The following is a 21,923-nucleotide window of genomic DNA, read 5'->3' on the forward strand; positions in this document are numbered from 1 at the left end:
GTGCACATCGGGCAGGGGCTGCTCTGCAGCTTGCCGTACATGAAGTGGTAGACGATCAGCGGTCGTGGGGGGCCGGAGAAACTCCCGCGCCAACCCACCGCCCGCCCCCCGGGGGGGCCCGCGCCGCAATCGTCGTACCACCAGAGCAGGAGCTGAACCGAACGTGGCAGGAGTCGCACGCCGCCGTCTGGACGCGGAGCTGGTCCGCCGGAAGCTGGCGCGCTCGCGCGAGCACGCCAGCCAGCTGATCGCCGCCGGGCGGGTCACCGTCGGCAAGACCCTCGCGACCAAGCCGGCCACCCAGGTGGAGACCGCCGCGGCCATCGTGGTGCAGTCCGACGACAGCGACCCCGAGTACGTGTCGCGGGGCGGTCACAAGCTGGCGGGGGCGCTGGCGGCGTTCGTCCCGCAGGGGCTCGTGGTCGAGGGGCGGCGGGCGCTGGACGCGGGTGCGTCCACCGGAGGCTTCACCGATGTGCTGCTGCGCGCGGGCGCCGCGCATGTCGTCGCCGTCGACGTCGGATACGGCCAACTCGCGTGGTCTCTGCAGAGCGATGAACGCGTCACCGTCAAGGACCGTACGAACGTACGCGAGTTGACGCTTGAAGCGATCGATGGGGAGCCTGTGGATCTTGTCGTGGGTGATCTGTCCTTCATCCCGCTCGGGCTGGTGCTGCCGGCCCTGGCGCGGTGTGTGAAGCCGGACGCCGACCTGGTGATGATGGTCAAGCCGCAGTTCGAGGTGGGCAAGGAACGGCTGGGCAGCGGGGGAGTCGTACGGAGTCCGCAGCTGCGGGCGGAAGCCGTGCGGGGGGTCGCCGAGAGGGCGTGGGAGCTGGGACTCGGGGTGAACGGTGTCACCGCCAGTCCGCTGCCCGGGCCGTCCGGCAATGTCGAGTACTTTCTGTGGCTGCGGGCCGGGGCACCCCGACTGGACCCGGCCGACGTTGACCGTGCAGTGGCGGAGGGGCCGCGTTGACACAGAACCGAGCTCGTACTGTTTTCCTGCTGGCCCACACCGGGCGGCCTGCGGCGATCCGCAGCGCCGAGCTTGTGGTGAAGGGGCTGCTGGCGGCCGGAGTCGGCGTGAGGGTCCTGGATTTCGAGGCCCGCGACCTGCCGCTTCCCGAGGAGGTCGAACTCGTCGAGGAGGCCTCGCCGCACAGCCTCGACGGCTGCGAGCTGCTGATCGTGCTCGGCGGTGACGGGACGCTGCTGCGCGGCGCAGAGTTCGCCCGCGCCTCCGGGGTGCCGATGCTCGGCGTCAACCTCGGCAGCGTCGGGTTCCTCGCGGAGGCCGAGCGGGACGACCTCGACAAGGTCGTGGACCGGGTGGTGAGCAGGGCGTACGAGGTCGAGGAGCGGATGACCGTCGACGTCGTCGTGCACCGCAACGGGGACATCGTGCACACCGACTGGGCGCTGAACGAGGCGGCCGTGCAGAAGGCGGGCGCCGAGAAGCTGCTCGAAGTGGTGCTGGAGATCGACGGGCGGCCGGTGACAGGGTTCGGGTGCGACGGGATCGTGCTGTCGACGCCTACCGGGTCCACGGCGTACGCGTTCTCCGCGGGCGGACCGGTGGTGTGGCCGGAGGTGGAGGCGCTGCTGATGGTGCCGATCTCCGCGCATGCGTTGTTCGCCAAGCCGCTGGTGACCTCGCCGGACTCGGTGCTGGCGGTGGAGGTGCTGCCGCACATCCAGCCGGGCGTGCTGTGGTGCGACGGGCGGCGGACCGTCGAGCTGCCGCCCGGGGCGCGGGTCGAGGTGCGGCGGGGGGCGGTGCCGGTGCGGCTGGCTCGGCTGCATCACGCGTCGTTCACGGACCGGTTGGTGGCGAAGTTCGCGTTGCCGGTCTCCGGATGGCGGGGGGCGCCGCAGTAGCGGTTCGTCGGGGGGCGGCTGGGGAGCTTCGGCGGCTGCGGGTGGTTCGTGGTCGCTCGCGCAGTTCCCCGCGCCCCTTGGTTTCTCCGCTCGCCCGCGTGACTGGCTGCCGCGCTCCTTGGTTTCTCCACTCGCCCGGGTGACAGGGGGCCTCGCACTTCGTCGGCCGGACCTCGTAAGGTCTTCTCCGTGCTGGAAGAAATGCGGATACGGTCGCTCGGGGTCATCGACGACGCTGTCGTCGAGTTGTCGCCGGGGTTCACCGCCGTCACCGGTGAGACCGGTGCGGGCAAGACCATGGTGGTCACCAGCCTGGGGCTGCTGCTCGGTGGGCGGGCCGATCCCGCACTCGTGCGGATCGGCTCCGAGAAGGCGGTCGTCGAGGGACGGCTCACCGTGCCACCTGGCACCTCCGCGGTCGTACGGGCCGAGGAGGCAGGCGCCGAGCTGGACGACGGGGCGCTGCTGATCAGCCGTACCGTTTCCGCCGAGGGCCGCTCCCGGGCGCACCTCGGCGGGCGGAGCGTGCCCGTGGGGCTGCTCGCGGAACTCGCCGACGACCTGGTGGCCGTGCACGGGCAGACCGACCAGCAGGGCCTGCTGAAGCTGTCCCGGCAGCGGCAGGCCCTGGACCGGTACGCGGGCGACGGGGTCACCGTGCCGCTCGCCAAGTACGGCGAGGCCTACCGGCGGCTGCGGGCCGTGGCGGTGGAGCTGGAGGAGATCGTCACCCGGGCGCGTGAGCGGGCCCAGGAAGCCGACATGCTGCGCTACGGCCTCGACGAGATCGCCGGCGTGGAGCCGCGGGCCGGCGAGGACGTCGAGCTCGCCGAGGAGGCCGAGCGGCTCGGGCACGCCGAGGCGCTGTCGTCGGCCGCGACCGCCGCGCACTCCGCGCTCGCGGGCAACCCCGAGGACCCCGAGGGCATCGACGCGGCCACCCTCGTGGCGGGCGCCCACCGCGCCCTGGAGGCCGTACGGTCGCACGACCCGGCACTGGCCGCGCTCGCCGACCGGATCGGCGAGGTCGGGATCCTGCTGGGGGACGTGGCGGGCGAGCTGGCCGGATACGCCGACGACCTCGACGCCGACCCGCTGCGGCTCGCGGCCGTGGAGGAGCGGCGCGCCGCGCTCACCGCGCTCACCCGCAAGTACGGCGAGTACGGCGACGGCATCGACGCGGTGCTGGCCTGGGCCGAACGGGGTGCCGCGCGGCTGACCGAACTCGACGGCGACGACGAGCGGATCGACGAGCTGACCGCCGAACGGGATGCCCTTCGTGCGGAACTGAGCGGGCTCGCGCAGGCGTTGACCGACGCGCGTACCGAGGCCGCCGCGCGCTTCGCGGCCGCCGTCACCGCCGAGCTGGGCTCCCTCGCGATGCCGCACGCGCGCGTGTCCTTCGACATCCGCCAGACCGAGGACCCGGAGGGCGTGGAGGTCGGCGGACGCACGGTCTCGTACGGCCCATCGGGCGCCGACGAGGTCGAACTGCTCCTGGCCCCGCACCCCGGCGCTCCGCCCCGCCCGATCGCCAAGGGCGCCTCCGGCGGTGAGCTGTCCCGGGTGATGCTCGCGGTGGAGGTCGTCTTCGCGGGCACCGACCCGGTCCCGACCTACCTCTTCGACGAGGTCGACGCGGGCGTCGGCGGCAAGGCAGCGGTCGAGATCGGCCGTCGGCTGGCGAAGCTCGCCAAGTCGGCGCAGGTGGTGGTGGTCACGCACCTCCCGCAGGTCGCCGCCTTCGCCGACCGGCAGTTGCTGGTCGAGAAGACGAACGACGGCTCGGTCACGCGCTCGGGCGTGAAGGTCCTGGAGGGCGAGGAGCGGGTCCGGGAGCTGTCCCGGATGCTGGCCGGCCAGGAGGACTCGGAGACGGCACGGGCCCACGCGGAGGAACTGCTCGCCACCGCGAGAGCGGACGCCTGACGCGCCCCGCTCCGGAGGCGCGGTGCCGCGCCGGCGGGCGAGGGCTCCGCCGGGGGGGGGGGGCCCCCCCCCCCCCCCCCCCGGCGCCCCGCCCCCCCCCGGGCCCCCCCGCGGTCCGGAAACGCGAGCGACACGGGGGGACACAAGCCCCCCGCGCCCCGCTCCGTAGGCGCGGTGCCGCGCGGGGGGGGGGGGGCTCCGCGGGGTGGGCGCGACCACGCGCCCACCCGTCCGTGCGCGAGCCCGCGCCCGTGCCCCCTCGGCTTGCCGTACTGTCACTCTCACGGGTGACACACTCCGGCGCGTGCCCCGGCCCGCCCCGGTATGCCCCTCCTCGGAGCCCCGCAGTGCCCCCCTCGGCCGATACCTTCTCTACGTACCCTCGTGACCGCCCCGACGCCGAACACAGGAGCCCGGCTGCGTGAGCCCCGTGAGCAGCAACGCATCGCACGGTCAGTCGCCGCTGCGCACCGTGCAGGTGCTGGGCGGTGGCAACGCCGGCAGCAGTGCGCACGTGCGTTCGCTCGCCGCCGGTCTTGTCGCACGGGGCGTGCGGGTCACGGTGTGCGCCCCCGTCGAGGCCGACCGCGCCTACGACTTCTCGGGCGTCGGCGCCGACCACGTCCACGTACCGCGCAGCAGTGACCCGGGGTCGGTGGCCGCGCTGCGTGCCGCCTGTACCGACGCCGACCTGGTGCACGCACACGGTCTGCACGCCTCCTTCCGCGCCGTGCTGGCGCTCAGCGGCCGCCCTACCCCGCTCATCGTCACCTGGCACAACCGGGCGGAGGCCGAGGGCGCCCGGGCGCATCTGCTGCGAATGCTGGAGCGGCGGGTGGTGCGCACGGCCGCCGTGGTGCTGGGCACGACCTCCGACCTGGTGGACCGCGCCCGCCGTACCGGCGCCCGGGACGCGCGGCTCGCCGCCGTGACGCTGCCCGGTCTGCGGCGGCCCGTGGAGGAGGAGGCGGACCGGCTGCGGCCCAAGGTGCGCGCCGAACTCGGCGCCATGGGACGGCCGTTGCTCATCGCCGTCGGCTCCCTCGACCGGCACCGCGGCTATGACGTCCTGCTGGACGCGGCGCGTGCCTGGTGCCGGCTCGATCCGGTACCGCTGCTCGTCATCGCGGGGGAGGGGCCGCTGCGCGCGGTGCTGCAGCGGCGGATCGAGGACGAGGAGCTGCCCGCCCGGCTCATCGGCCGCCGCGACGACGTCACCGAACTCCTCGCCGCCGCAGATCTGGCGCTGCTGCCCAGCAGTTGGGAGTCGCGTTCGGTGCTGGCCCAGGAGGCCCTGCACGCGCGCGTGCCCCTCGTCGCGACCGCTGTCGGCGGTATCCCCGACCTGGTCGGCGACGCGGCCGAACTCGTCCCCTACGGCAACGCGACCGCCCTCGCCGACACCGTCCTACGCCTGCTCGGCGACCCGGAGCGCTGTGAGGAACTGCGCGAGAAGGGCGCCCGGCAGGCGGCGAGCTGGCCGACGGAGGACGAGACGGTCACCCAGGTACTCAGCGTGTACGACGAGTTGACCCAGCCCCGGCCGCTGTAGCGGCTAGGGGGCGTGTCGGCGGGCCCGTAGGGCGAGGCTCAACGCCAGTACCACCTGGGGGTCGTCGAGGTCGGTGCCCAGCAACTCGCCGATCCGGGCGAGGCGGTTGTAGAGGGTCTGCCGGTTGAGGTGGAGTTCACGGGCCGTCTCCGCCTTGCGGCCGGCATGCGCCAGATAGGTCTCCAGGGTGGGCAGCAGGGGCGGCCTGGAGCGGTTGTCGTGGTCCCGGAGCGGGCCGATCGCCCGGTCGACGAAGGCCGCCAGGTCGGGGTGGTCGCGCAGCCGCCACAGCAGGAGGTCGATGTCGAGGCGGCGGGCGTCGTACCAGGGGCGGTCGGACAGGCCCTGGGCCGCCGTCGCCGTCTCGGCCGCGTGCCGCAGACCCGCCGAGGCGGCCGCCCAGCCGCCGGCCACCCCGACCACCACGACCGGGGGAGCGGACCCGGGACGCCGCATGCCGGCGCGCTCCACGCCCGCCCGCAGCGCCGCCGCGACCCGGTCCGCGACCGTCGCCCGCTCCGCCTCCGAGCGCAGGCCCAGCAGCAGCGGTACCCGGCCCTCCACCGGTCGTACCCCAAGGAGCACGGGCACGCCCACGGCCGCCAGCTCCTCGCCGACCGCCCGGGCCAGTACCGCCCAGCCCCCGCCCGGGGACAGCGAGTCGCCGACCCGCATGACCACCGGCAGCAGCGGGCTGTTGCCGGGCTTGAAGCCGAGGACGCGGGCCTGGGCCGGGGCGTCCGCCGCGGTGATGCGGCCCTCGGCGAGGTCGGTCAGGAAGTCGCCGCGGCCGCGGGCCGCCAGCTCCTCCTCCTGACGGGCCTGCATCAGGACGACGGCCAGGATGCCGGCGGCCCGCTCGGCGGCGATGCGGTGCACGGAGGTGAGCGGCCCGCGTACCGGGAGCAGCACCAGCCGGGCGCGCACCGAGCCGGTCCCCGGCCCGCCGCCCGGCACGTCCACCAGAACGGCCCCGGTCGGCGGCGGCGCGTGCTTGTGCTGGCCGCGCAGCCCCTCCCACACCTGGAGCGGATCCGCGCCCTCGGGTCCCGATCCGGCGGCGTACAGCAGCTGGCCGTCGGTGGTCTCCAGGAAGACCGGGTTGCCGCAGAAGTCGGCGAGGATCGCGAGGACCTGGGGCACCCCGCCACCGCCCAGCAGGGCCTCGGTGCAGCGGCGGTGCACCTCCTCGGCGCGCTGGAGGAGCGTGTAGTGGTGGTTGACGATCTCGGTGTGGATCTCCTCCGTCACCGTCACGAAGGGCACCTCGCGGTGCAGCGCGACCAGTGGCAGTCCGGTCGCCCGGGCGGTGTCGACGAGGGTGGCGGGCAGCCGGGAGAAACGCGGGCCCAGCTCCACCACCAGGGCGGCGATGCCCCGCTCGGCGAGCGTGCGCACGAACGCCCGCTGGTCGCCGGGCCGGGTGCCCAGCCCGTAGCCGGTGGTGAGCAGCAGCTCGCCGCCCTTCAGCAGCGAGGCGATGTTCGGCACCTCGCCGGCGTGCACCCAGCGCACGGTCCGGCCCAGTCGGTCGGCGCCCGCCAGGATCTCCGGGAGCCCGCTGCGCAGCCCGGGCAGCTCCAGCGCCCGCTGCACGGTGATCCCGCCCTGGGTGTCGAATCCGCTGCCCGTACCGCTGTCCATGGAGCGGACGCTACCTGGGCGAACGCCTTCCCGGCACCTTCCGCTAGAGCGGTTCGATGTTGTGGTTGAAGCGGAAAACGTTGTCGGGGTCCCAGGTCCGCTTCACCTTGCCGAGCCGCAGCGCGTTCGCCGTGCCCAGACCGGCCCGCACCCGCTCGGGGCCCTCGTCGCCGATGAAGTTGAGATAGACCGCGCCGGTGGACCAGGGCCGCACGGCGGTCCGGACGTCCCGCACCCAGGCGACCGCCCGTTCGTCGTCCGCGGGCCGAGCCCACATGCCGAAGGGGTGCACGGCCCAGGACGCGCTCCGGTACGGCACCGGGTACTCGGCCGGCCCGGCCGCGATCGCCCCGCCCTGCGGGAACAGCACATGCTGGGTGCCGGTCGGCACCGGCATACCGTCCGCGCAGGCGCAGTAGGCGTCCACCGCCTCGTCGGGCAGCGTGGCCAGGTACTCGGCCGACCAGTAGTTCCGCAGCCCGGACGGAAAGTCGAGCATGCACTGCACCTCGGTGTACGGCATCGGGCCGACCACCTCCGCCTCGTGCGGCAGCGCCAGCAACGGCTCGGCGACCTTCCGCAGGCCCTCCTCGCCGCCGGCGTAGGTCACCAGGGCGACGCACACCAGCTTGCCCACCAGGTGCTCCGGTACGAACGGCAGTGGCGGGCCGGTGAGGTACTGCACCAGGCCGGCCGCCTCGTCGGGGCCGGTGCGGATCACCTCGCGGAAGGTGCGCACAGCGTCCGGACCGGACTGCGGCGCATACAGCAGCAGCGCGACCGAGAAGGCCGGCAGTTCGTGCAGTTCGAGGGTGAGGGCGGTGGCGACGCCGAAGTTCCCGCCGCCGCCGTGCAGGGCCCAGAACAGCTCCGGGTTCTCGTCGGCGCTGGCGTGCGTGAGCTCGCCGTCGGCGGTGACCAGCTCGACGCCGAGCAGGTTGTCGACGGCCAGGCCGAAGGCACGGTCCAGCCAGCCCGTCCCGCCGCCCAGCACGAAGCCGCCGACGCCGGTGGTGGGGGCCCGGCCGCCGGTGGTGGCGAGGCCGTACGGCTCGGTCGCCCGGTCCAGATCGCTCGTGGTCGCGCCGCCCTGCACGCGTACCGCCTCAGCCGCCGGGTCGACGGTCACCGCGTGCATCCGGCGCAGGTCGACCACGAGCGCGCCGTCGCCGCTCGCCGAGCCCGCCACGCTGTGGCCGCCGCCACGCACCGCGATCGCCAGGTCCAGCTCCCGGCCGAACCGCACCGCGCGGACCACGTCGGCGGCGTCGGCGCACTGGGCGATCACGGCGGGCCGCCGGTCGATCATGGAGTTGAAGAGGGCACGGGCGTCGTCGTACCCGACGTCCCCCGGCGCGAACACCGCACCGACCAGATCCTCACGAAGCGCGGCAAGCGCCGAGCCCGCCTTAGACGGGGAAGCCATGGCTGTCCCCTTCCGAAAAGGAGGAATTGCTCTCCAACGAGCCTAGGCAGGAGCGCCCCAAAGGGGCGCGGGGAACTGCGCGATCAGCCCCCACGCACCCGCAGCCGACCGACAGCGGCCCTCTAACCCCCGTACGCCCCCGAAGCCGTAAGGCGGAGCGCCGTGTCGATCAGCGGCACATGGCTGAACGCCTGCGGGAAGTTCCCCACCTGCCGCTGCAGCCGCGGATCCCACTCCTCCGCCAGCAGTCCGAGGTCGTTCCGCAGTGCGAGAAGCTTCTCGAACAGCTTCCGGGCCTCGTCGACGCGGCCGATCATCGCGAGGTCGTCGGCCATCCAGAACGAGCAGGCCAGGAACGCCCCCTCGTCACCGGGGAGGCCGTCCACGCCCTCGTCGCCGCCCGAGGTCGGGTAGCGCAGGATGAAGCCGTCCGACGTGGACAGCTCGCGCTGGATCGCCTCGATGGTGCCGATGACCCGCTTGTCGTCCGGCGGCAGGAAACCCATCTGAGGGATCAGCAGCAGCGACGCGTCCAGCTCCTGCGAGCCGTACGACTGCGTGAACGTGTTCCGCTCCTTGTCGTAGCCCCGCTCGCAGACGTCCCGGTGGATGTCGTCGCGCAGTTCCTTCCAGCGCTCCAGCGGGCCGTCCGCGTCCCCGGACTCGATCAGCTTGATGGTGCGGTCCACCGCGACCCAGGCCATCACCTTGGAGTGCACGAAGTGCCGGCGCGGGCCGCGCACCTCCCAGATGCCCTCGTCCGGCTCGTCCCAGTGGTCCTCCAGGTAGCGGATCAGCTTCAGCTGGAGGAGGGAGGCGTAGTCGTTGCGGGCGAGGCCGGTCATGTGGGCCAGGTGCAGGGCCTCGATGACCTCGCCGTACACGTCCAGCTGGAGCTGGTGCGCCGCGCCGTTGCCCACCCGGACCGGGGTCGAGTTCTCGTAGCCGGGCAGCCAGTCCAGCTCGGCCTCGCCCAGCTCGCGCTCGCCCGCGATGCCGTACATGATCTGCAGGTTCTCCGGGTCGCCGGCGACCGATCGCAGCAGCCACTCGCGCCAGGCGCGGGCCTCCTCGCGGTAGCCGGTGCGCAGCAGCGAGGAGAGGGTGATGGCCGCGTCACGCAGCCAGGTGTAGCGGTAGTCCCAGTTGCGGACGCCGCCGATGTCCTCCGGCAGGGAGGTGGTGGGCGCGGCGACGATGCCGCCGGTGGGGGCGTAGGTCAGGGCCTTCAGCGTGATCAGGGAGCGGATCACCGCCTCGCGGTAGGGGCCGTGGTACGTGCAGTGCTCGACCCACTCCCGCCAGAACTCCTCGGTCGCCTCCAGCGACTGCTCGGGCTCCGGCAGCGCCGGCGGCTCCTTGTGCGAGGGCTGCCACGAGATGGTGAACGCGATCCGGTCGCCGGGGGCGACGGTGAAGTCGGCGTAGGTGGTGAGCGCCTTGCCGTAGGTCTCCGCGGAGGTGTCGAACCACACAGAGTCGGGACCGGCGACGGCGACCGTGCGGCCGTCGTGCTTGTGCACCCAGGGGACCACCCGGCCGTAGGAGAACCGCATCCGCAGCACCGAGCGCATCGGCACCCGGCCGGTGACACCCTCGACGATCCGGATCAGCTGGGGCGCGCCGTCACGCGGCGGCATGAAGTCGGTGACCCGGACCGTGCCGCGCGGGGTGTCCCACTCCGACTCCAGGATCAGCGAGTCGCCGCGGTAGGTGCGGCGGGCCGCGGTCGGCGGCTGGGAGTCGGCCGCGTGCGCCGGGCCGAGCCGCCAGAAGCCGTGTTCCTCGGTGCCGAGCAGACCGGCGAAGATGGCATGCGAGTCGAAGCGGGGCAGGCACAGCCAGTCCACTGTGCCGTCCCGGCAGACCAATGCGGCGGTCTGCATGTCTCCGATGAGTGCGTAGTCTTCGATGCGCCCGGCCACGTGCAACTCCAGTCGAACGGCCACGTCACCCCCAGGCAAAAGGGGGCTGTCGCTAGTGCGGTCAAGGGGGGTTGTTGTTGTGCGTCGTTAAGCGGTGAAGCAAAGCAGCCCGCCGCGCCCTGAGGCAAAACGACAGTCATAGCTCAACGAACTGCCAAGCTCTCGTGTTCCGGGTGTGACGGGCGGGGGTGTGCGCCGTGTTTTCCGGCCGGCTCGGCAGCGAGTGTCCGAGCAGGATACGACGCACGTAGATGATCTGCGTGCCGCTCCGGGCAACCCGTGTGGTCCGAATGGGTGAGCCCTGAGTGAAAACCCGGTAAGCCAGGCCCCACGTCTGTGCCGATGTGTGTACGGAGCGTGGCCGGAAGCCATCTCTCCGCGGCGCTGATACCCTGGTAGCCCGTGGACCGGTGGGCACGAAACCCCCGAACCGCCGCGACGGCACCCCCGGAAACTTCCGGCGGGCGGCCGTACCGCATGACAGACCGCGACCACGGGAGCACCCTCTTGGCCATGCCGCCGAAATCTACGACGACCAAGCACATCTTCGTCACCGGGGGTGTCGCCTCCTCGCTCGGCAAGGGCCTCACCGCCTCCAGCCTGGGCATGCTGCTCAAGGCCCGTGGCCTGCGTGTGGTGATGCAGAAGCTCGATCCGTATCTGAACGTCGACCCGGGCACGATGAACCCCTTCCAGCACGGTGAGGTGTTCGTCACCAACGACGGTGCCGAGACCGACCTGGACATCGGCCACTACGAGCGTTTCCTCGACCGCGACCTGGACGGCTCCGCCAACGTCACCACAGGTCAGGTCTATTCGACGGTGATTGCCAAGGAACGGCGCGGCGAGTACCTGGGCGACACGGTCCAGGTCATCCCGCACATCACCAACGAGATCAAGCACCGCATCCGCCGGATGGCCACCGACGAGGTGGACGTCGTCATCACCGAGGTCGGCGGCACGGTCGGCGACATCGAGTCGCTGCCCTTCCTGGAGACCGTCCGCCAGGTCCGCCACGAGGTCGGCCGGGACAACGTCTTCGTGGTGCACATCTCGCTGCTGCCCTACATCGGGCCCTCCGGCGAGCTGAAGACCAAGCCCACCCAGCACTCGGTGGCCGCCCTGCGCAACATCGGTATCCAGCCGGACGCGATCGTGCTGCGCTGCGACCGCGAGGTGCCGACCGCCATCAAGCGCAAGATCTCGCTGATGTGCGACGTCGACGAGGCCGCGGTCGTGGCCTGCCCGGACGCCCGCTCGATCTACGACATCCCGAAGACCGTGCACGGCGAGGGCCTGGACGCCTATGTCGTCCGCAAGCTGGACCTGCCGTTCCGCGATGTGGACTGGCGGAACTGGGACGACCTGCTCGACCGCGTCCACAACCCCGACCACGAGATCACCCTCGCCCTGGTCGGCAAGTACATCGACCTGCCCGACGCCTATCTCTCGGTGACCGAGGCGCTGCGCGCCGGCGGCTTCGCCAACAAGGCCCGCGTGAAGATCAAGTGGGTGACGTCGGACGACTGCAGGACCCCGGCCGGCGCCGCCGCGCAGCTCGCCGACGTCGACGGCATCTGCATCCCCGGCGGCTTCGGGGACCGCGGTGTGCTCGGCAAGGTCGGCGCCATCAAGTACGCCCGCGAGAACCGGATCCCGCTGCTCGGCCTCTGCCTGGGCCTGCAGTGCATCGTGATCGAGGCCGCGCGCAACCTGGCCGACGTCCCGGACGCCAACTCCACCGAGTTCGACTCCGCCACCGGCCACCCGGTCATCTCCACCATGGCCGAGCAGCTGGACATCGTCGCCGGCGAGGGCGACATGGGCGGCACCATGCGGCTGGGCATGTACCCGGCCAAGCTGGCCGAGGGCTCCATCGTGCGCGAGGTGTACGACGGCAAGGAGTACGTCGAGGAGCGCCACCGGCACCGCTACGAGGTGAACAACGCCTACCGCGGGGAGCTGGAGAAGAAGGCCGGCATCGTGTTCTCCGGCACCTCCCCGGACGGCAAGCTCGTCGAGTACGTCGAGTACCCGCGTGACGTCCACCCCTACCTGGTCGCCACCCAGGCGCACCCGGAGCTGCGTTCCCGCCCGACCCGCCCGCACCCGCTCTTCGCGGGTCTGGTGAAGGCCGCGGTCGCCCGTCAGCAGGCCGAGGTCGAGCAGCCGAATTCGAAGTGACACACCGGTTGTACGGTGGCCGGGGCGCATACCTTCAAAGGGCGGGCACCCCGGTTTCATCCGGCCGGTCTTCTTGGCCGGTCTTTCGGAAACGTGTGTGGAAGGGCAGGGCATGACGATCAAGGACACCCCCGAGGAGTGGGAGATCCGGGCGACGGAGACCCCCTTCGTGGGCAACAAGACCTCCGTCCGCACGGACGAGGTGGTCATGCCCGACGGCTCGGTGGTCCGCCGTGACTACCAGGTCCACCCCGGCTCGGTCGCCGTCCTCGCCCTCGACGAGGAGGACCGGGTGCTGCTCATCCGCCAGTACCGCCACCCGGTCCGGCAGAAGCTCTGGGAGATCCCGGCCGGGCTGCTCGACGTCCCCGGCGAGAACCCGCTGCACGCGGCCCAGCGCGAGCTGTACGAGGAGGCGCACGTCAAGGCCGAGGACTGGCGGGTGCTGACGGACCTCTACACCACGCCCGGCGGTTGTGACGAGGCCGTACGGATCTTCCTCGCCCGCGATCTCTCCGAGGCCGAGGGCGAGCGCTTCGAGACGGAGCACGAGGAGACCGAGCTGGAGTACGCGCGCGTGCCGGTCGACGAACTGGTGCGCCTGGTACTCGCGGGCGGCGTGCACAACAACTGCCTGGTGACGGGCGTCCTCTCGCTGGTCGCCGCCCGCACCGGCGACGGCCTCGACACACTGCGCCCGGCCGACGCGCCGTGGCCGGCCCGCCCCTTCGAGTCCTGACCCGCATCGGGCGGCCCGGTGTGACCATCGCCTGATCCGATCGGGCGATGTGCCCGCCGCGCTCCACCCGGAACGCCCGTGCACGTGAACTAGGCTCGACGCGATTGAGCCGAAAGGCCCGAACCGGAGTCCCGGCGGGCATGCGTGTGCGGTGGGACGGGAGTGTGGCCCGTGACGGATCAGGCGGTGGACACAGGCGGCGCACGAGTGCCGGCGCCCGCGGCCACGGAAGACCAATTCCTGGGCCGTACAAGGGAGTTGAAGGAACTGCGCGCCGACATCGAGCGCGCGGGCCTGGACACCATCGCCGGCCGCAAGGCACCGCGCGCCCGGGTTCTGCTCATCGCGGGCAGACCCGGATCCGGCCGCACCGCCCTCGCCGCGGAACTCGTACGACGGGTCGCCGCCGACTACCCCGACGGGGTGCTGCGCGCCCGCCTCGCCGAGCCCGACGGCACCCCTGTCCCCGTCGAGCGCACCGCCCGCGAACTCCTCACCGCCCTGCGGCTGCCCACCCCGGCCGGCGCCGCCGAGGACGACCTCACCCACGCCCTGCGCACCGCCCTCGCCGCGCGCCGGATGCTGCTCCTCCTCGACGACGCGCCGGGCGCCGAACACGTCGACGCGCTGCTCCCGGACTCCCCCGACTGCCTGGCCGTCGCCGTCTCCGGCGGCCCGCTCATCGGGATCTCCGACGTCCGCCCGTGCACCCTGGGCGGCCTCGACACCAAGTCGGCCGTGGAACTCCTCGCCCGGCACACCGGCTCGGTCCGCATCACCGTCGACCCGCGGTCCGCCGAGGCACTGGCCGAGGTCTGCCAGGGGCAGCCCGCCGCGATCACCCTGGCGGGCGGCTGGCTGGCGACACACCCCCAGGTGACCGTCTCCGACCTCGCCAAGCGGCTGCACGCCGACCCCGAGGACGGCACCGCCCTCGCCCGGGTCTTCCGGTTCGTCCACGACGACCTGCCCGCCCAGTCCGCCCGGATACTGCGACTTCTCTCACTGGCCCCGGCCGGCCTGGTCGACCCGCACACCGCCTCCTCCCTGGCCGGCTGCTCGGTCGACACCGCCCGCACCACCCTGGACGAGCTGGTCCGCCTCGGCCTGCTGCACCCCGTGACCACCTCGCTGCCCCAGTACGAGGTTCCCGGCTGTCTGCACCCCCTGCTCCGCGGGCTGGCCGAGACCCAGGAACGCGCCGGGGAACTCCAGCTGGCCCGGGCCCGGATGCTGGAGCGCACGGTACGGCTGCTGCAGTCCTGCCGGGCGATCACCGAGACCGACAACCCGCAGGCTCGCGAGAAACTCCAGGCCCTGCCCCGCGAGCTGCGCTTCCCCACCCCCCGGGCCGCCGCCGACTGGCTGCGGACCCGGCGCCCGGCCCTGCTCGCCGCGGCCCGCGCCGCGGTCGCCGACGGCGAGCTGGACACCCTGGCCCGTCGGCTGATGTCCCAGCTGGTCAAGGCCATGGCGGCACACCTCGGCACCCAGGCGGCCGCGCCCGACCTGTACGGGATCCACCGGCTCGTCCTCGATGTCGCCGAGCGCCGTCACCTGCCCCGCGAGCAGGCCGCCGCGCTGCTGAACCTCGCCGACCTGGACGCGCAGACCGGACGCACCACGGATGCGCTGGTGCGCTATCGGTCTGCTTTGGATGCGGGACGCAGTGCAAATGACCCGTACGCAACCGGCCGCGCAATGGAATCCGTAGGTGGCGCGTACCAGGAGCTGGGGGACTACGACCGGGCCGCCGACTGGTTCGGCCGTGCTCTCGCCCAGCGCCTCGCCCGGGACGAGCGCGCCGAGGCCGCCCGGCTCTACGGCCGTATCGCCGGTGCACACACCTACGCGGGCCGCTACGGCGAGGCGCTGCGGGCCTGGCGGGCGGCCGTTTCCGGACACCGCAAGAACGGCGATGTGGCCGCGCAGGCACGGGCGTTGAGCGAGCTGGCCCGGGTCCAGGAGTACGCCGGCCGGCCCGCGGAGTCGCTGCGCACCTGCCAGGAGGCGGTCGAGTGGGCGCGCCGCGCCGAGGACACCCGGCTGCAGGCCGCGCTCCAGCTGCGGCTCGCCGACACGCTGGAGCGCCTCGGCGACTCCACCGCCGCGAGCCTGCACCGCTCCGCCGCCGAGCGCATGCTGAGTGAGGAGCCCCTCGACCAGGACTCCAGCCCGGAACAGGGAGATAATGCCTGCGAAATCCGTAGCGAGTCCGGCGAAGATTGATGCAATGAAAGGCTAGACAGCCGGAACGCCTTCATTAAACTGGCTCTGCCGCCGGTTCTCCTGCGGTGTCTCCTGGTGTGTTCCCGCATGCCGGGTACGTGCTGTTATGCCCCCACACCCTCTGAGCCAAGGACCGTGATCGACGTGAAGGTCGGCATCCCCCGCGAGGTCAAGAACAACGAGTTCCGGGTGGCCATCACCCCCGCCGGTGTGCACGAGCTGGTGCGCCACGGCCACCAGGTCGTCATCGAGCGCGGCGCCGGTGTCGGCTCGTCGATCCCGGACGACGAGTACATCGCCGCCGGTGCGCAGATCCTGGACACGGCCGACGAGGTGTGGGCCACCGCCGACCTGCTGCTGAAGGTCAAGGAGCCGATCGCGGAGGAGTACCACCGCCTCCGCAAGGACCAGACCCTCTTCACCTACCTGCACCTGGCCGCGTCCAAGGAGTGCACCGACGCCCTCCTGGAGTCCGGCACCACGGCCATCGCCTACGAGACCGTCGAGCTGCCGAGCCGTGCCCTGCCGCTGCTCGCTCCGATGTCCGAGGTCGCGGGCCGGCTCGCCCCGCAGGTCGGCGCCTACCACCTGATGCGCGCCAACGGCGGCCGCGGTGTGCTGCCTGGCGGCGTCCCGGGTGTGCTGCCCGCCAAGGCCGTCGTCATCGGCGGCGGTGTCTCGGGCTGGAACGCCGTGCAGATCGCCATCGGCATGGGCTTCGACGTGACCCTGCTCGACCGTGACATCAACAAGCTGCGCGAGGCCGACAAGATCTTCGGCACCAAGGTCAAGGCCGTCATGTCCAACTCCTTCGAGCTGGAGAAGGCGTGCCTGGAGGCCGACCTCGTGATCGGCGCGGTGCTCATCCCGGGCGCCAAGGCCCCCAAGCTGGTCACCAACGAGCTGGTCTCCCGCATGAAGCCGGGAAGTGTTCTTGTCGACATCGCGATCGACCAGGGCGGCTGCTTCGAGGACTCCCACCCCACCACGCACGCCGAGCCGACCTTCCGGGTCCACGAGTCGGTCTTCTACTGCGTCGCCAACATGCCCGGCGCGGTGCCCAACACCTCCACCTACGCGCTCACCAACGCCACGCTGCCGTACATCGTGTCGCTGGCGAACAACGGCTGGGTCGAGGCGCTGCGCCGCGACGCCGCGCTCGCCCGGGGTCTCAACACCCATGACGGCAAGGTCGTTTACCGCGAGGTCGCCGAGGCGCTCGGCCTGGAGCACGTGGAGCTCGACACGCTGCTGGACTGAGCCGTTCCGCCGAGGCGGCGGCTAAGTCACCTTTTCGTAAAGGCGATACGTCAACAAGCCGCGTCAATCGCGTACACCCGGCCGGACCTTGCACGACAAGGTCCGGCCGGATGTGTGTATGGTCACTTTGCGACGCTCGGTCAACTCGCCTCGAACGTAACTCTTCGACCGATTCGCACACCGGTGAAACCTGCTGTGCGACGGCCGTACGCCCTTGACAGCGGGATGTTTCATTGCCGACACATCCTGCCGGGTCCGGCGGATTGTGTTGCTGCGGATGCCCGACACGCCATAGAGTCGCCGACTGTCGGCATGGTGCCACGCTGACCTGTCTAGAAGTTTCCTGGTCACCAAGGAGGTAAGACGACTTGTGAATGAGTCGACATTTTCTCCCGGGGGTGGTCAACCAGGAATGCCGGTGAGGGACCAGGGTCCCGCGGGGTTCGAGGCTGTCGGCTCCGTCGCGGTGCGCACCTTCGCAGCCCATCAGAGTTCGCTGACCACGCGGACAGCACACCAGAGCATGGATGGCCATCACGTGAACGCCATGGCCGGCGACGGAAGTGGCGCGCCCCACAGCCGGTTCGCCGACTACGACGAACTGCCCGACGGGCACTTCTACGACCCCGACGCCGAATACGAGCCCGATCCGGAGTACGCGGCCACGCTCGCGCCCGACGCGGCCCGCCAGCGCCGCGAGCGCGTCGGCCCGACCGGGCGCCCGCTGCCGTACTTCCCGATCCCGGGCCCGGTGACCAGTCACGGCCCCGCGACGATCATCGCGATGTGTAACCAGAAGGGCGGCGTCGGCAAGACCACGTCGACCATCAACCTGGGTGCCGCGCTCGCGGAGTACGGCCGGCGGGTGCTGCTCGTGGACTTCGACCCGCAGGGCGCGCTGTCGGTCGGTCTGGGCGTCAACCCGATGGAGCTCGACCTCACCGTCTACAACCTGCTCATGGAGCGGGGCATGGCAGCCGACGAGGTGCTCCTGAAGACGGCGGTCCCCAACATGGACCTGCTGCCCTCCAACATCGACCTGTCGGCCGCCGAGGTCCAGCTGGTCTCCGAGGTCGCCCGCGAGTCGACGCTGCAGCGCGCCCTGAAGCCGCTGCTGCCCGACTACGACTACATCGTGATCGACTGTCAGCCCTCGCTCGGCCTGCTCACGGTCAACGCGCTGACGGCCGCTCACAAGGTGATCGTGCCGCTGGAGTGCGAGTTCTTCGCCCTGCGTGGTGTCGCCCTGCTGACCGAGACCATCGAGAAGGTCCAGGAGCGGCTCAACCCGGAGCTGGAGCTCGACGGCATCCTCGCCACCATGTACGACTCCCGCACCGTGCACAGCCGTGAGGTGCTCGCGCGCGTCGTCGAGGCCTTCGACGACCACGTCTACCACACGGTCATCGGCCGCACGGTCCGCTTCCCGGAGACCACGGTCGCCGGCGAGCCGATCACCACGTACGCCTCCAACTCCGTCGGTGCCGCCGCCTACCGCCAGCTCGCCAGGGAGGTGCTCGCCCGGTGTCACGCCGAGTGAGTCTGCCGGGGGCCGACGAACTGTTCCGTACGACCGGGGGGATGGCGCTGCAGCCGTCCACACCCAGGCGCCCGGCCAACGGCGAGGCCCGGGTGCCGGCTCCCGCGAGTCCCGCGGAGAGCGACGGCACGGCGGCCGAGGCCGCCGACGACGCGCCGCACTCGGTGCCTGTGCAGGGCGGCGACGGCGAGGGCGCGGAGCACGTGGCGGCGGAGGCCGAGTCTGCCTCCGCCGGGGAGTCCCGCAACCACGCCGTGGCGCCGGCCGGGTCCTCGGCGATGGTCACGCCGTCGGTCGACCGGTCCGGGCGGCGGCAGGCGGCGCAGGAAGGTTCTGGCGCCTCCGCCGAGCAGGCCCAGCCCCGCAAGCGCGGCGGCCGGGCACCCGCGCGGCGGCCCAGCGGCCGCGAACGGCACGACGAGAAGATCACCGTCTATGTCTCCGCCGAGGAGCTGATGGATCTGGAGCACGCGCGTCTCGTGCTCCGCGGCGAACACGGACTGGCCGTGGACCGGGGCCGGATCGTCCGCGAGGCGGTCGCCGTGGTGCTGGCCGACCTGGAGTCCCGAGGGGACGCGAGCATCCTCGTACGACGGCTGCGCGGCCGGTAGAGGTAGCCTGCGGGGGCTATGACCTCGACCGACGCTCCCGTTTCCGGCCCCTCCGGCGGCCGTCGGCGTGTGCTGGGGCAGGGGCCGGGCGCGGTGGCTCCGGCCGCTCCCGTGGAGCGGGAGCCCGAGCCGGACGCGATCGTCCCCGAGCCGGAACCGACGCCGGAACCCGAGCCCGAGCCGGAGGCCGCTCCCGCCGAGGCCGGCGAAGCTCCCGCCGAGGCTCCTGACGAGACCCCGGAGCCGGAACCCGTCCCCGACGGTGTCTTCAAAGTCCGGCTGGCCAACTTCGAGGGTCCCTTCGACCTCCTCCTCCAGCTGATCTCCAAGCACAAGCTGGACGTCACCGAGGTCGCCCTCTCCAAGGTCACCGACGAGTTCATGGCGCACATCCGGGCCATGGGGCCGGACTGGGACCTGGACCAGACGACCGAGTTCCTCGTCGTCGCCGCCACCCTGCTGGACCTCAAGGCCGCCCGGCTGCTGCCCGCCGCGGAGGTCGAGGACGAGGCCGACCTGGCCCTCCTCGAAGCCCGGGACCTGCTCTTCGCGCGGCTGCTGCAGTACCGCGCGTACAAGCGGATCACCGACATCTTCAACCGGCGCCTGGACGAGGAGGCCCGCCGCTGGCCCCGGACCGTCGGCCTGGAGCCGCACCTGGCCGAGCTGCTGCCCGAGGTCGTCATCAGCATCGGCCCCGAAGGATTCGCCAAGCTCGCCGTCAAGGCGATGCAGCCCCGGCCCAAGCCGCAGGTGTACGTCGACCACATCCACGCCCCGCTCGTCAGCGTGCAGGAGCAGGCCGGGATCGTGGTGGCCCGGCTGCGCGAGCTGGGCGAGGCCAGCTTCCAGGTGCTCGTCGAGGACACCGACGACACCCTCACCGTCGTCGCCCGCTTCCTGGCCCTCCTGGAGCTGTACCGCGAGAAGGTCGTCGCCCTGGACCAGGAGACCGCGCTCGGTGATCTGATCGTGCGGTGGACCGGCGGGGACGGCCAGGCCCGGCCGATGGTGACCGACGAGTTCGACCGGCCGCCCGAGCCGCCCAAGGAGGACAAGGCGTGAGCGAGGACACATCCCAGCTGCCGGCCGGACTGCGCCCGGTCGCCGAACTCGACCTCAAGCCGGCCCTGGAGGCCGTCCTCATGGTCGTGGACGAGCCCGCCACCGTCGAGCACCTGGCCAAGATCCTGGAGCGGCCGAGGCAGACGATCACGAAGGCGCTGCGGGCCCTGGCCGAGGAGTACACCGCCCAGGGCCGCGGCTTCGAGCTGCGCTTCGTCGCGGGCGGCTGGCGCTTCTACACGCGGGGCGAGTACGCGCCCGCCGTCGAGCGGCTGGTCCTGGAGGGCCAGACCGCCCGGCTCACCCAGGCCGCGCTGGAGACCCTGGCGGTCGTCGCGTACCGCCAGCCGGTGAGCCGCAGCCGCGTCTCGGCCGTACGAGGAGTCAACTGCGACGGTGTGATGCGCACCCTGCTGCAGCGCGGTCTGGTCGAGGAGGCGGGCGCGGAACCCGAAACAGGTGCGATCCTGTACAGGACGACGAACTACTTCCTGGAGCGGATGGGCCTGCGCGGCCTGGACGAACTTCCGGAACTCGCGCCCTTCCTCCCGGAGGCGGAGGCGATCGAGGCCGAGACCCAGGAGGGCGTACCGTCGTTCGATCCGGACGCACCCGATGCGCCGGGTACAGACGACGCAGACGACTAGACGGAAATTTGATGCGAAGCAGCAGCGGCAGGAACAGCAGCGGAAACAACGGCGGGAGCCGTGGTGGCAACAGCGGCGGCCGCGGCGGGAGCAGTGGTGGTGGCCGCGGTGACTACCGCGGCGCCGGAAACGCCCGCGACGACAAGCAGGGCGGCCGGCCGAAGAAGCCGCGCCCGGAGGAGCGGCGCTACGACGTAGGCCCTGGCGCGACTCAGGACGGCCCGAAGTCGGGCCGTGGCGCCTCGGCACGCGGCGGCGCCAAGGGCGGCCCCAGGCAGGGCCAGGGCACCGGGCGCGGCCGTACGGCTCCGGCGAGCTCCCGTGAGTACGACGCCCGGGCCGAGGAGCGCAACCGGGAGCGGTACGCCGGCAAGCCGGACGTGAAGCTCCCGAAGACCTTCCCGGGCGCCGAGCAGGAGGGCGAGCGGCTGCAGAAGGTGCTCGCCCGCGCGGGCTACGGCTCGCGGCGCGCCTGTGAGGAGCTGATCGAGCAGTCCCGGGTCGAGGTCAACGGCGAGATCGTCGTCGAGCAGGGCAAGCGGGTCGATCCGGAGAAGGACGAGGTCAGGGTCGACGGGCTGACCGTCGCCACGCAGTCCTACCAGTTCTTCTCGCTGAACAAGCCGGCCGGTGTGGTGTCCACCATGGAGGACCCGGACGGGCGGCAGTGCCTGGGTGACTACGTCACCAACCGGGAGACCCGGCTCTTCCACGTGGGGCGCCTGGACACCGAGACCGAGGGCGTCATCCTGCTCACCAACCACGGCGAGCTGGCGCACCGGCTGACCCACCCCAAGTACGGCGTGAAGAAGACCTACCTCGCGCACATCGTGGGCCCGATCCCGCGCGACCTCGGCAAGAAGCTCAAGGACGGCATCCAGCTGGAGGACGGGTACGCGCGCGCGGACCACTTCCGGGTCGTCGAGCAGACCGGCAAGAACTACCTCGTCGAGGTCACCCTGCACGAGGGCCGCAAGCACATCGTGCGGCGCATGCTGGCCGAGGCCGGCTTCCCGGTCGACAAGCTGGTGCGGGTCTCCTTCGGGCCGATCACCCTCGGCGACCAGAAGTCGGGCTGGCTGCGCCGCCTGTCCAACACCGAGGTCGGGATGCTCATGAAGGAAGTCGACCTCTAAGACCCGTACAAGGCCCCGTGAACCCCGTGAAGGGGCTTGCGCGGCTTTCTGACGGGCGGGTGCGGGGTGGCCCGCACCCGCCCGCGGCGGGTGCGGGGCCGGGGGGCCCCCCGGCCCCGGGGGGGGGGGGGGGGGGGAGGCCCAACAAAATATTA

Annotated in this window: 16 protein-coding genes; 13 read left to right on the forward strand and 3 right to left on the reverse strand. The window is 72.0% G+C overall.

Going from position 1 to position 21,923, the window contains the following annotated elements:
- Positions 1-163: 163 nt before the first annotated feature.
- The 4 genes from ACWGJB_RS03380 to ACWGJB_RS03395 all read left to right on the forward strand — a co-directional run bounded on the left by ACWGJB_RS03380 (position 164) and on the right by ACWGJB_RS03395 (position 5,362).
- Positions 164-979, forward strand: coding sequence for a TlyA family RNA methyltransferase (locus tag ACWGJB_RS03380; protein WP_450758528.1), 816 nt, complete (start codon positions 164-166; stop codon positions 977-979).
- A complete protein-coding gene (locus tag ACWGJB_RS03385) occupies positions 976-1,881 on the forward strand; it encodes an NAD kinase (protein WP_384489717.1) in 906 nt (301 codons plus the stop codon). The genes ACWGJB_RS03380 and ACWGJB_RS03385 overlap by 4 nt, the downstream gene beginning before the upstream one ends.
- A 201-nt stretch (positions 1,882-2,082) precedes the next feature.
- Positions 2,083-3,810 (forward strand): DNA repair protein RecN, encoded by a 1,728-nt coding sequence (gene recN / locus ACWGJB_RS03390; RefSeq protein ID WP_453379016.1) that lies wholly within the window; start codon positions 2,083-2,085, stop codon positions 3,808-3,810.
- A 421-nt stretch (positions 3,811-4,231) separates the two neighbouring features.
- Positions 4,232-5,362, forward strand: a complete 1,131-nt coding sequence (locus ACWGJB_RS03395) for a glycosyltransferase family 4 protein (RefSeq protein WP_453378602.1) — start codon at positions 4,232-4,234, stop codon at positions 5,360-5,362.
- A 3-nt stretch (positions 5,363-5,365) separates the two neighbouring features.
- Here ACWGJB_RS03395 and ACWGJB_RS03400 read toward each other — a convergent pair whose 3' ends face one another.
- The 3 genes from ACWGJB_RS03400 to ACWGJB_RS03410 form a co-directional block, all read right to left on the reverse strand.
- Entirely contained in the window at positions 5,366-7,006 is a 1,641-nt protein-coding gene (locus ACWGJB_RS03400) for a PucR family transcriptional regulator (RefSeq protein ID WP_453378603.1), read from the reverse strand.
- 43 nt (positions 7,007-7,049) lie between these two features.
- Positions 7,050-8,432 (reverse strand): FAD-binding oxidoreductase, encoded by a 1,383-nt coding sequence (locus tag ACWGJB_RS03405; protein ID WP_453378604.1) that lies wholly within the window; start codon positions 8,430-8,432, stop codon positions 7,050-7,052.
- Positions 8,433-8,554: 122 nt separating this feature from the next.
- A complete protein-coding gene (locus ACWGJB_RS03410; protein ID WP_453379017.1) occupies positions 8,555-10,357 on the reverse strand; it encodes a glycoside hydrolase family 15 protein in 1,803 nt (600 codons plus the stop codon).
- A 513-nt stretch (positions 10,358-10,870) separates the two neighbouring features.
- On the opposite strand from ACWGJB_RS03410, the gene ACWGJB_RS03415 reads away from it, so the two are divergent.
- The 9 genes from ACWGJB_RS03415 (at position 10,871) to ACWGJB_RS03455 (ending at position 21,768) form a co-directional block, all read left to right on the forward strand.
- On the forward strand, positions 10,871-12,541 hold the full coding sequence (locus tag ACWGJB_RS03415; RefSeq protein WP_453378605.1) for a CTP synthase: 1,671 nt from the start codon (positions 10,871-10,873) through the stop codon (positions 12,539-12,541).
- A gap of 112 nt (positions 12,542-12,653) precedes the next feature.
- Positions 12,654-13,280 (forward strand): NUDIX domain-containing protein, encoded by a 627-nt coding sequence (locus ACWGJB_RS03420; protein WP_453378606.1) that lies wholly within the window; start codon positions 12,654-12,656, stop codon positions 13,278-13,280.
- A gap of 171 nt (positions 13,281-13,451) precedes the next feature.
- Positions 13,452-15,509 (forward strand): tetratricopeptide repeat protein, encoded by a 2,058-nt coding sequence (locus ACWGJB_RS03425; protein WP_453378607.1) that lies wholly within the window; start codon positions 13,452-13,454, stop codon positions 15,507-15,509.
- A gap of 144 nt (positions 15,510-15,653) precedes the next feature.
- Positions 15,654-16,769, forward strand: coding sequence for an alanine dehydrogenase (gene ald / locus ACWGJB_RS03430; protein WP_453379018.1), 1,116 nt, complete (start codon positions 15,654-15,656; stop codon positions 16,767-16,769).
- A gap of 412 nt (positions 16,770-17,181) precedes the next feature.
- Positions 17,182-18,309, forward strand: a complete 1,128-nt coding sequence (locus ACWGJB_RS03435; RefSeq protein ID WP_453378608.1) for a ParA family protein — start codon at positions 17,182-17,184, stop codon at positions 18,307-18,309.
- Positions 18,294-18,920: a hypothetical protein gene (locus tag ACWGJB_RS03440; RefSeq protein WP_453378609.1), complete on the forward strand. Its 627-nt coding sequence runs from the start codon at positions 18,294-18,296 to the stop codon at positions 18,918-18,920. The genes ACWGJB_RS03435 and ACWGJB_RS03440 overlap by 16 nt, the downstream gene beginning before the upstream one ends.
- An 18-nt stretch (positions 18,921-18,938) precedes the next feature.
- The gene (locus ACWGJB_RS03445; RefSeq protein ID WP_453378610.1) at positions 18,939-19,985 is read left to right on the forward strand and encodes a segregation and condensation protein A; all 1,047 of its coding nucleotides are present in this window, start codon (positions 18,939-18,941) and stop codon (positions 19,983-19,985) included.
- Positions 19,982-20,632, forward strand: coding sequence for an SMC-Scp complex subunit ScpB (gene scpB, locus ACWGJB_RS03450; protein WP_453378611.1), 651 nt, complete (start codon positions 19,982-19,984; stop codon positions 20,630-20,632). Before ACWGJB_RS03445 ends, scpB begins: the two co-directional genes overlap by 4 nt.
- Before the next feature lie 11 nt (positions 20,633-20,643).
- The gene (locus ACWGJB_RS03455) at positions 20,644-21,768 is read left to right on the forward strand and encodes a pseudouridine synthase (RefSeq protein ID WP_453378612.1); all 1,125 of its coding nucleotides are present in this window, start codon (positions 20,644-20,646) and stop codon (positions 21,766-21,768) included.
- The last annotated feature ends 155 nt before the right edge of the window (positions 21,769-21,923 follow it).

It is taken from the genome of Streptomyces sp. NPDC054813 (genome assembly GCF_053611365.1).

Coding starts and splice junctions, on each gene's coding strand:
- recN (WP_453379016.1), top strand. CDS start 2,083: ATGCGGATACGGTCGCTCGGGGTCATCGACGACGCTGTCGTCGAGTTG.
- ACWGJB_RS03400 (WP_453378603.1), bottom strand. CDS start 7,006: ATGGACAGCGGTACGGGCAGCGGATTCGACACCCAGGGCGGGATCACC.
- ACWGJB_RS03405 (WP_453378604.1), bottom strand. CDS start 8,432: ATGGCTTCCCCGTCTAAGGCGGGCTCGGCGCTTGCCGCGCTTCGTGAG.
- ACWGJB_RS03415 (WP_453378605.1), top strand. CDS start 10,871: ATGCCGCCGAAATCTACGACGACCAAGCACATCTTCGTCACCGGGGGT.
- ACWGJB_RS03420 (WP_453378606.1), top strand. CDS start 12,654: ATGACGATCAAGGACACCCCCGAGGAGTGGGAGATCCGGGCGACGGAG.
- ACWGJB_RS03435 (WP_453378608.1), top strand. CDS start 17,182: ATGCCGGTGAGGGACCAGGGTCCCGCGGGGTTCGAGGCTGTCGGCTCC.
- ACWGJB_RS03445 (WP_453378610.1), top strand. CDS start 18,939: ATGACCTCGACCGACGCTCCCGTTTCCGGCCCCTCCGGCGGCCGTCGG.
- ACWGJB_RS03455 (WP_453378612.1), top strand. CDS start 20,644: ATGCGAAGCAGCAGCGGCAGGAACAGCAGCGGAAACAACGGCGGGAGC.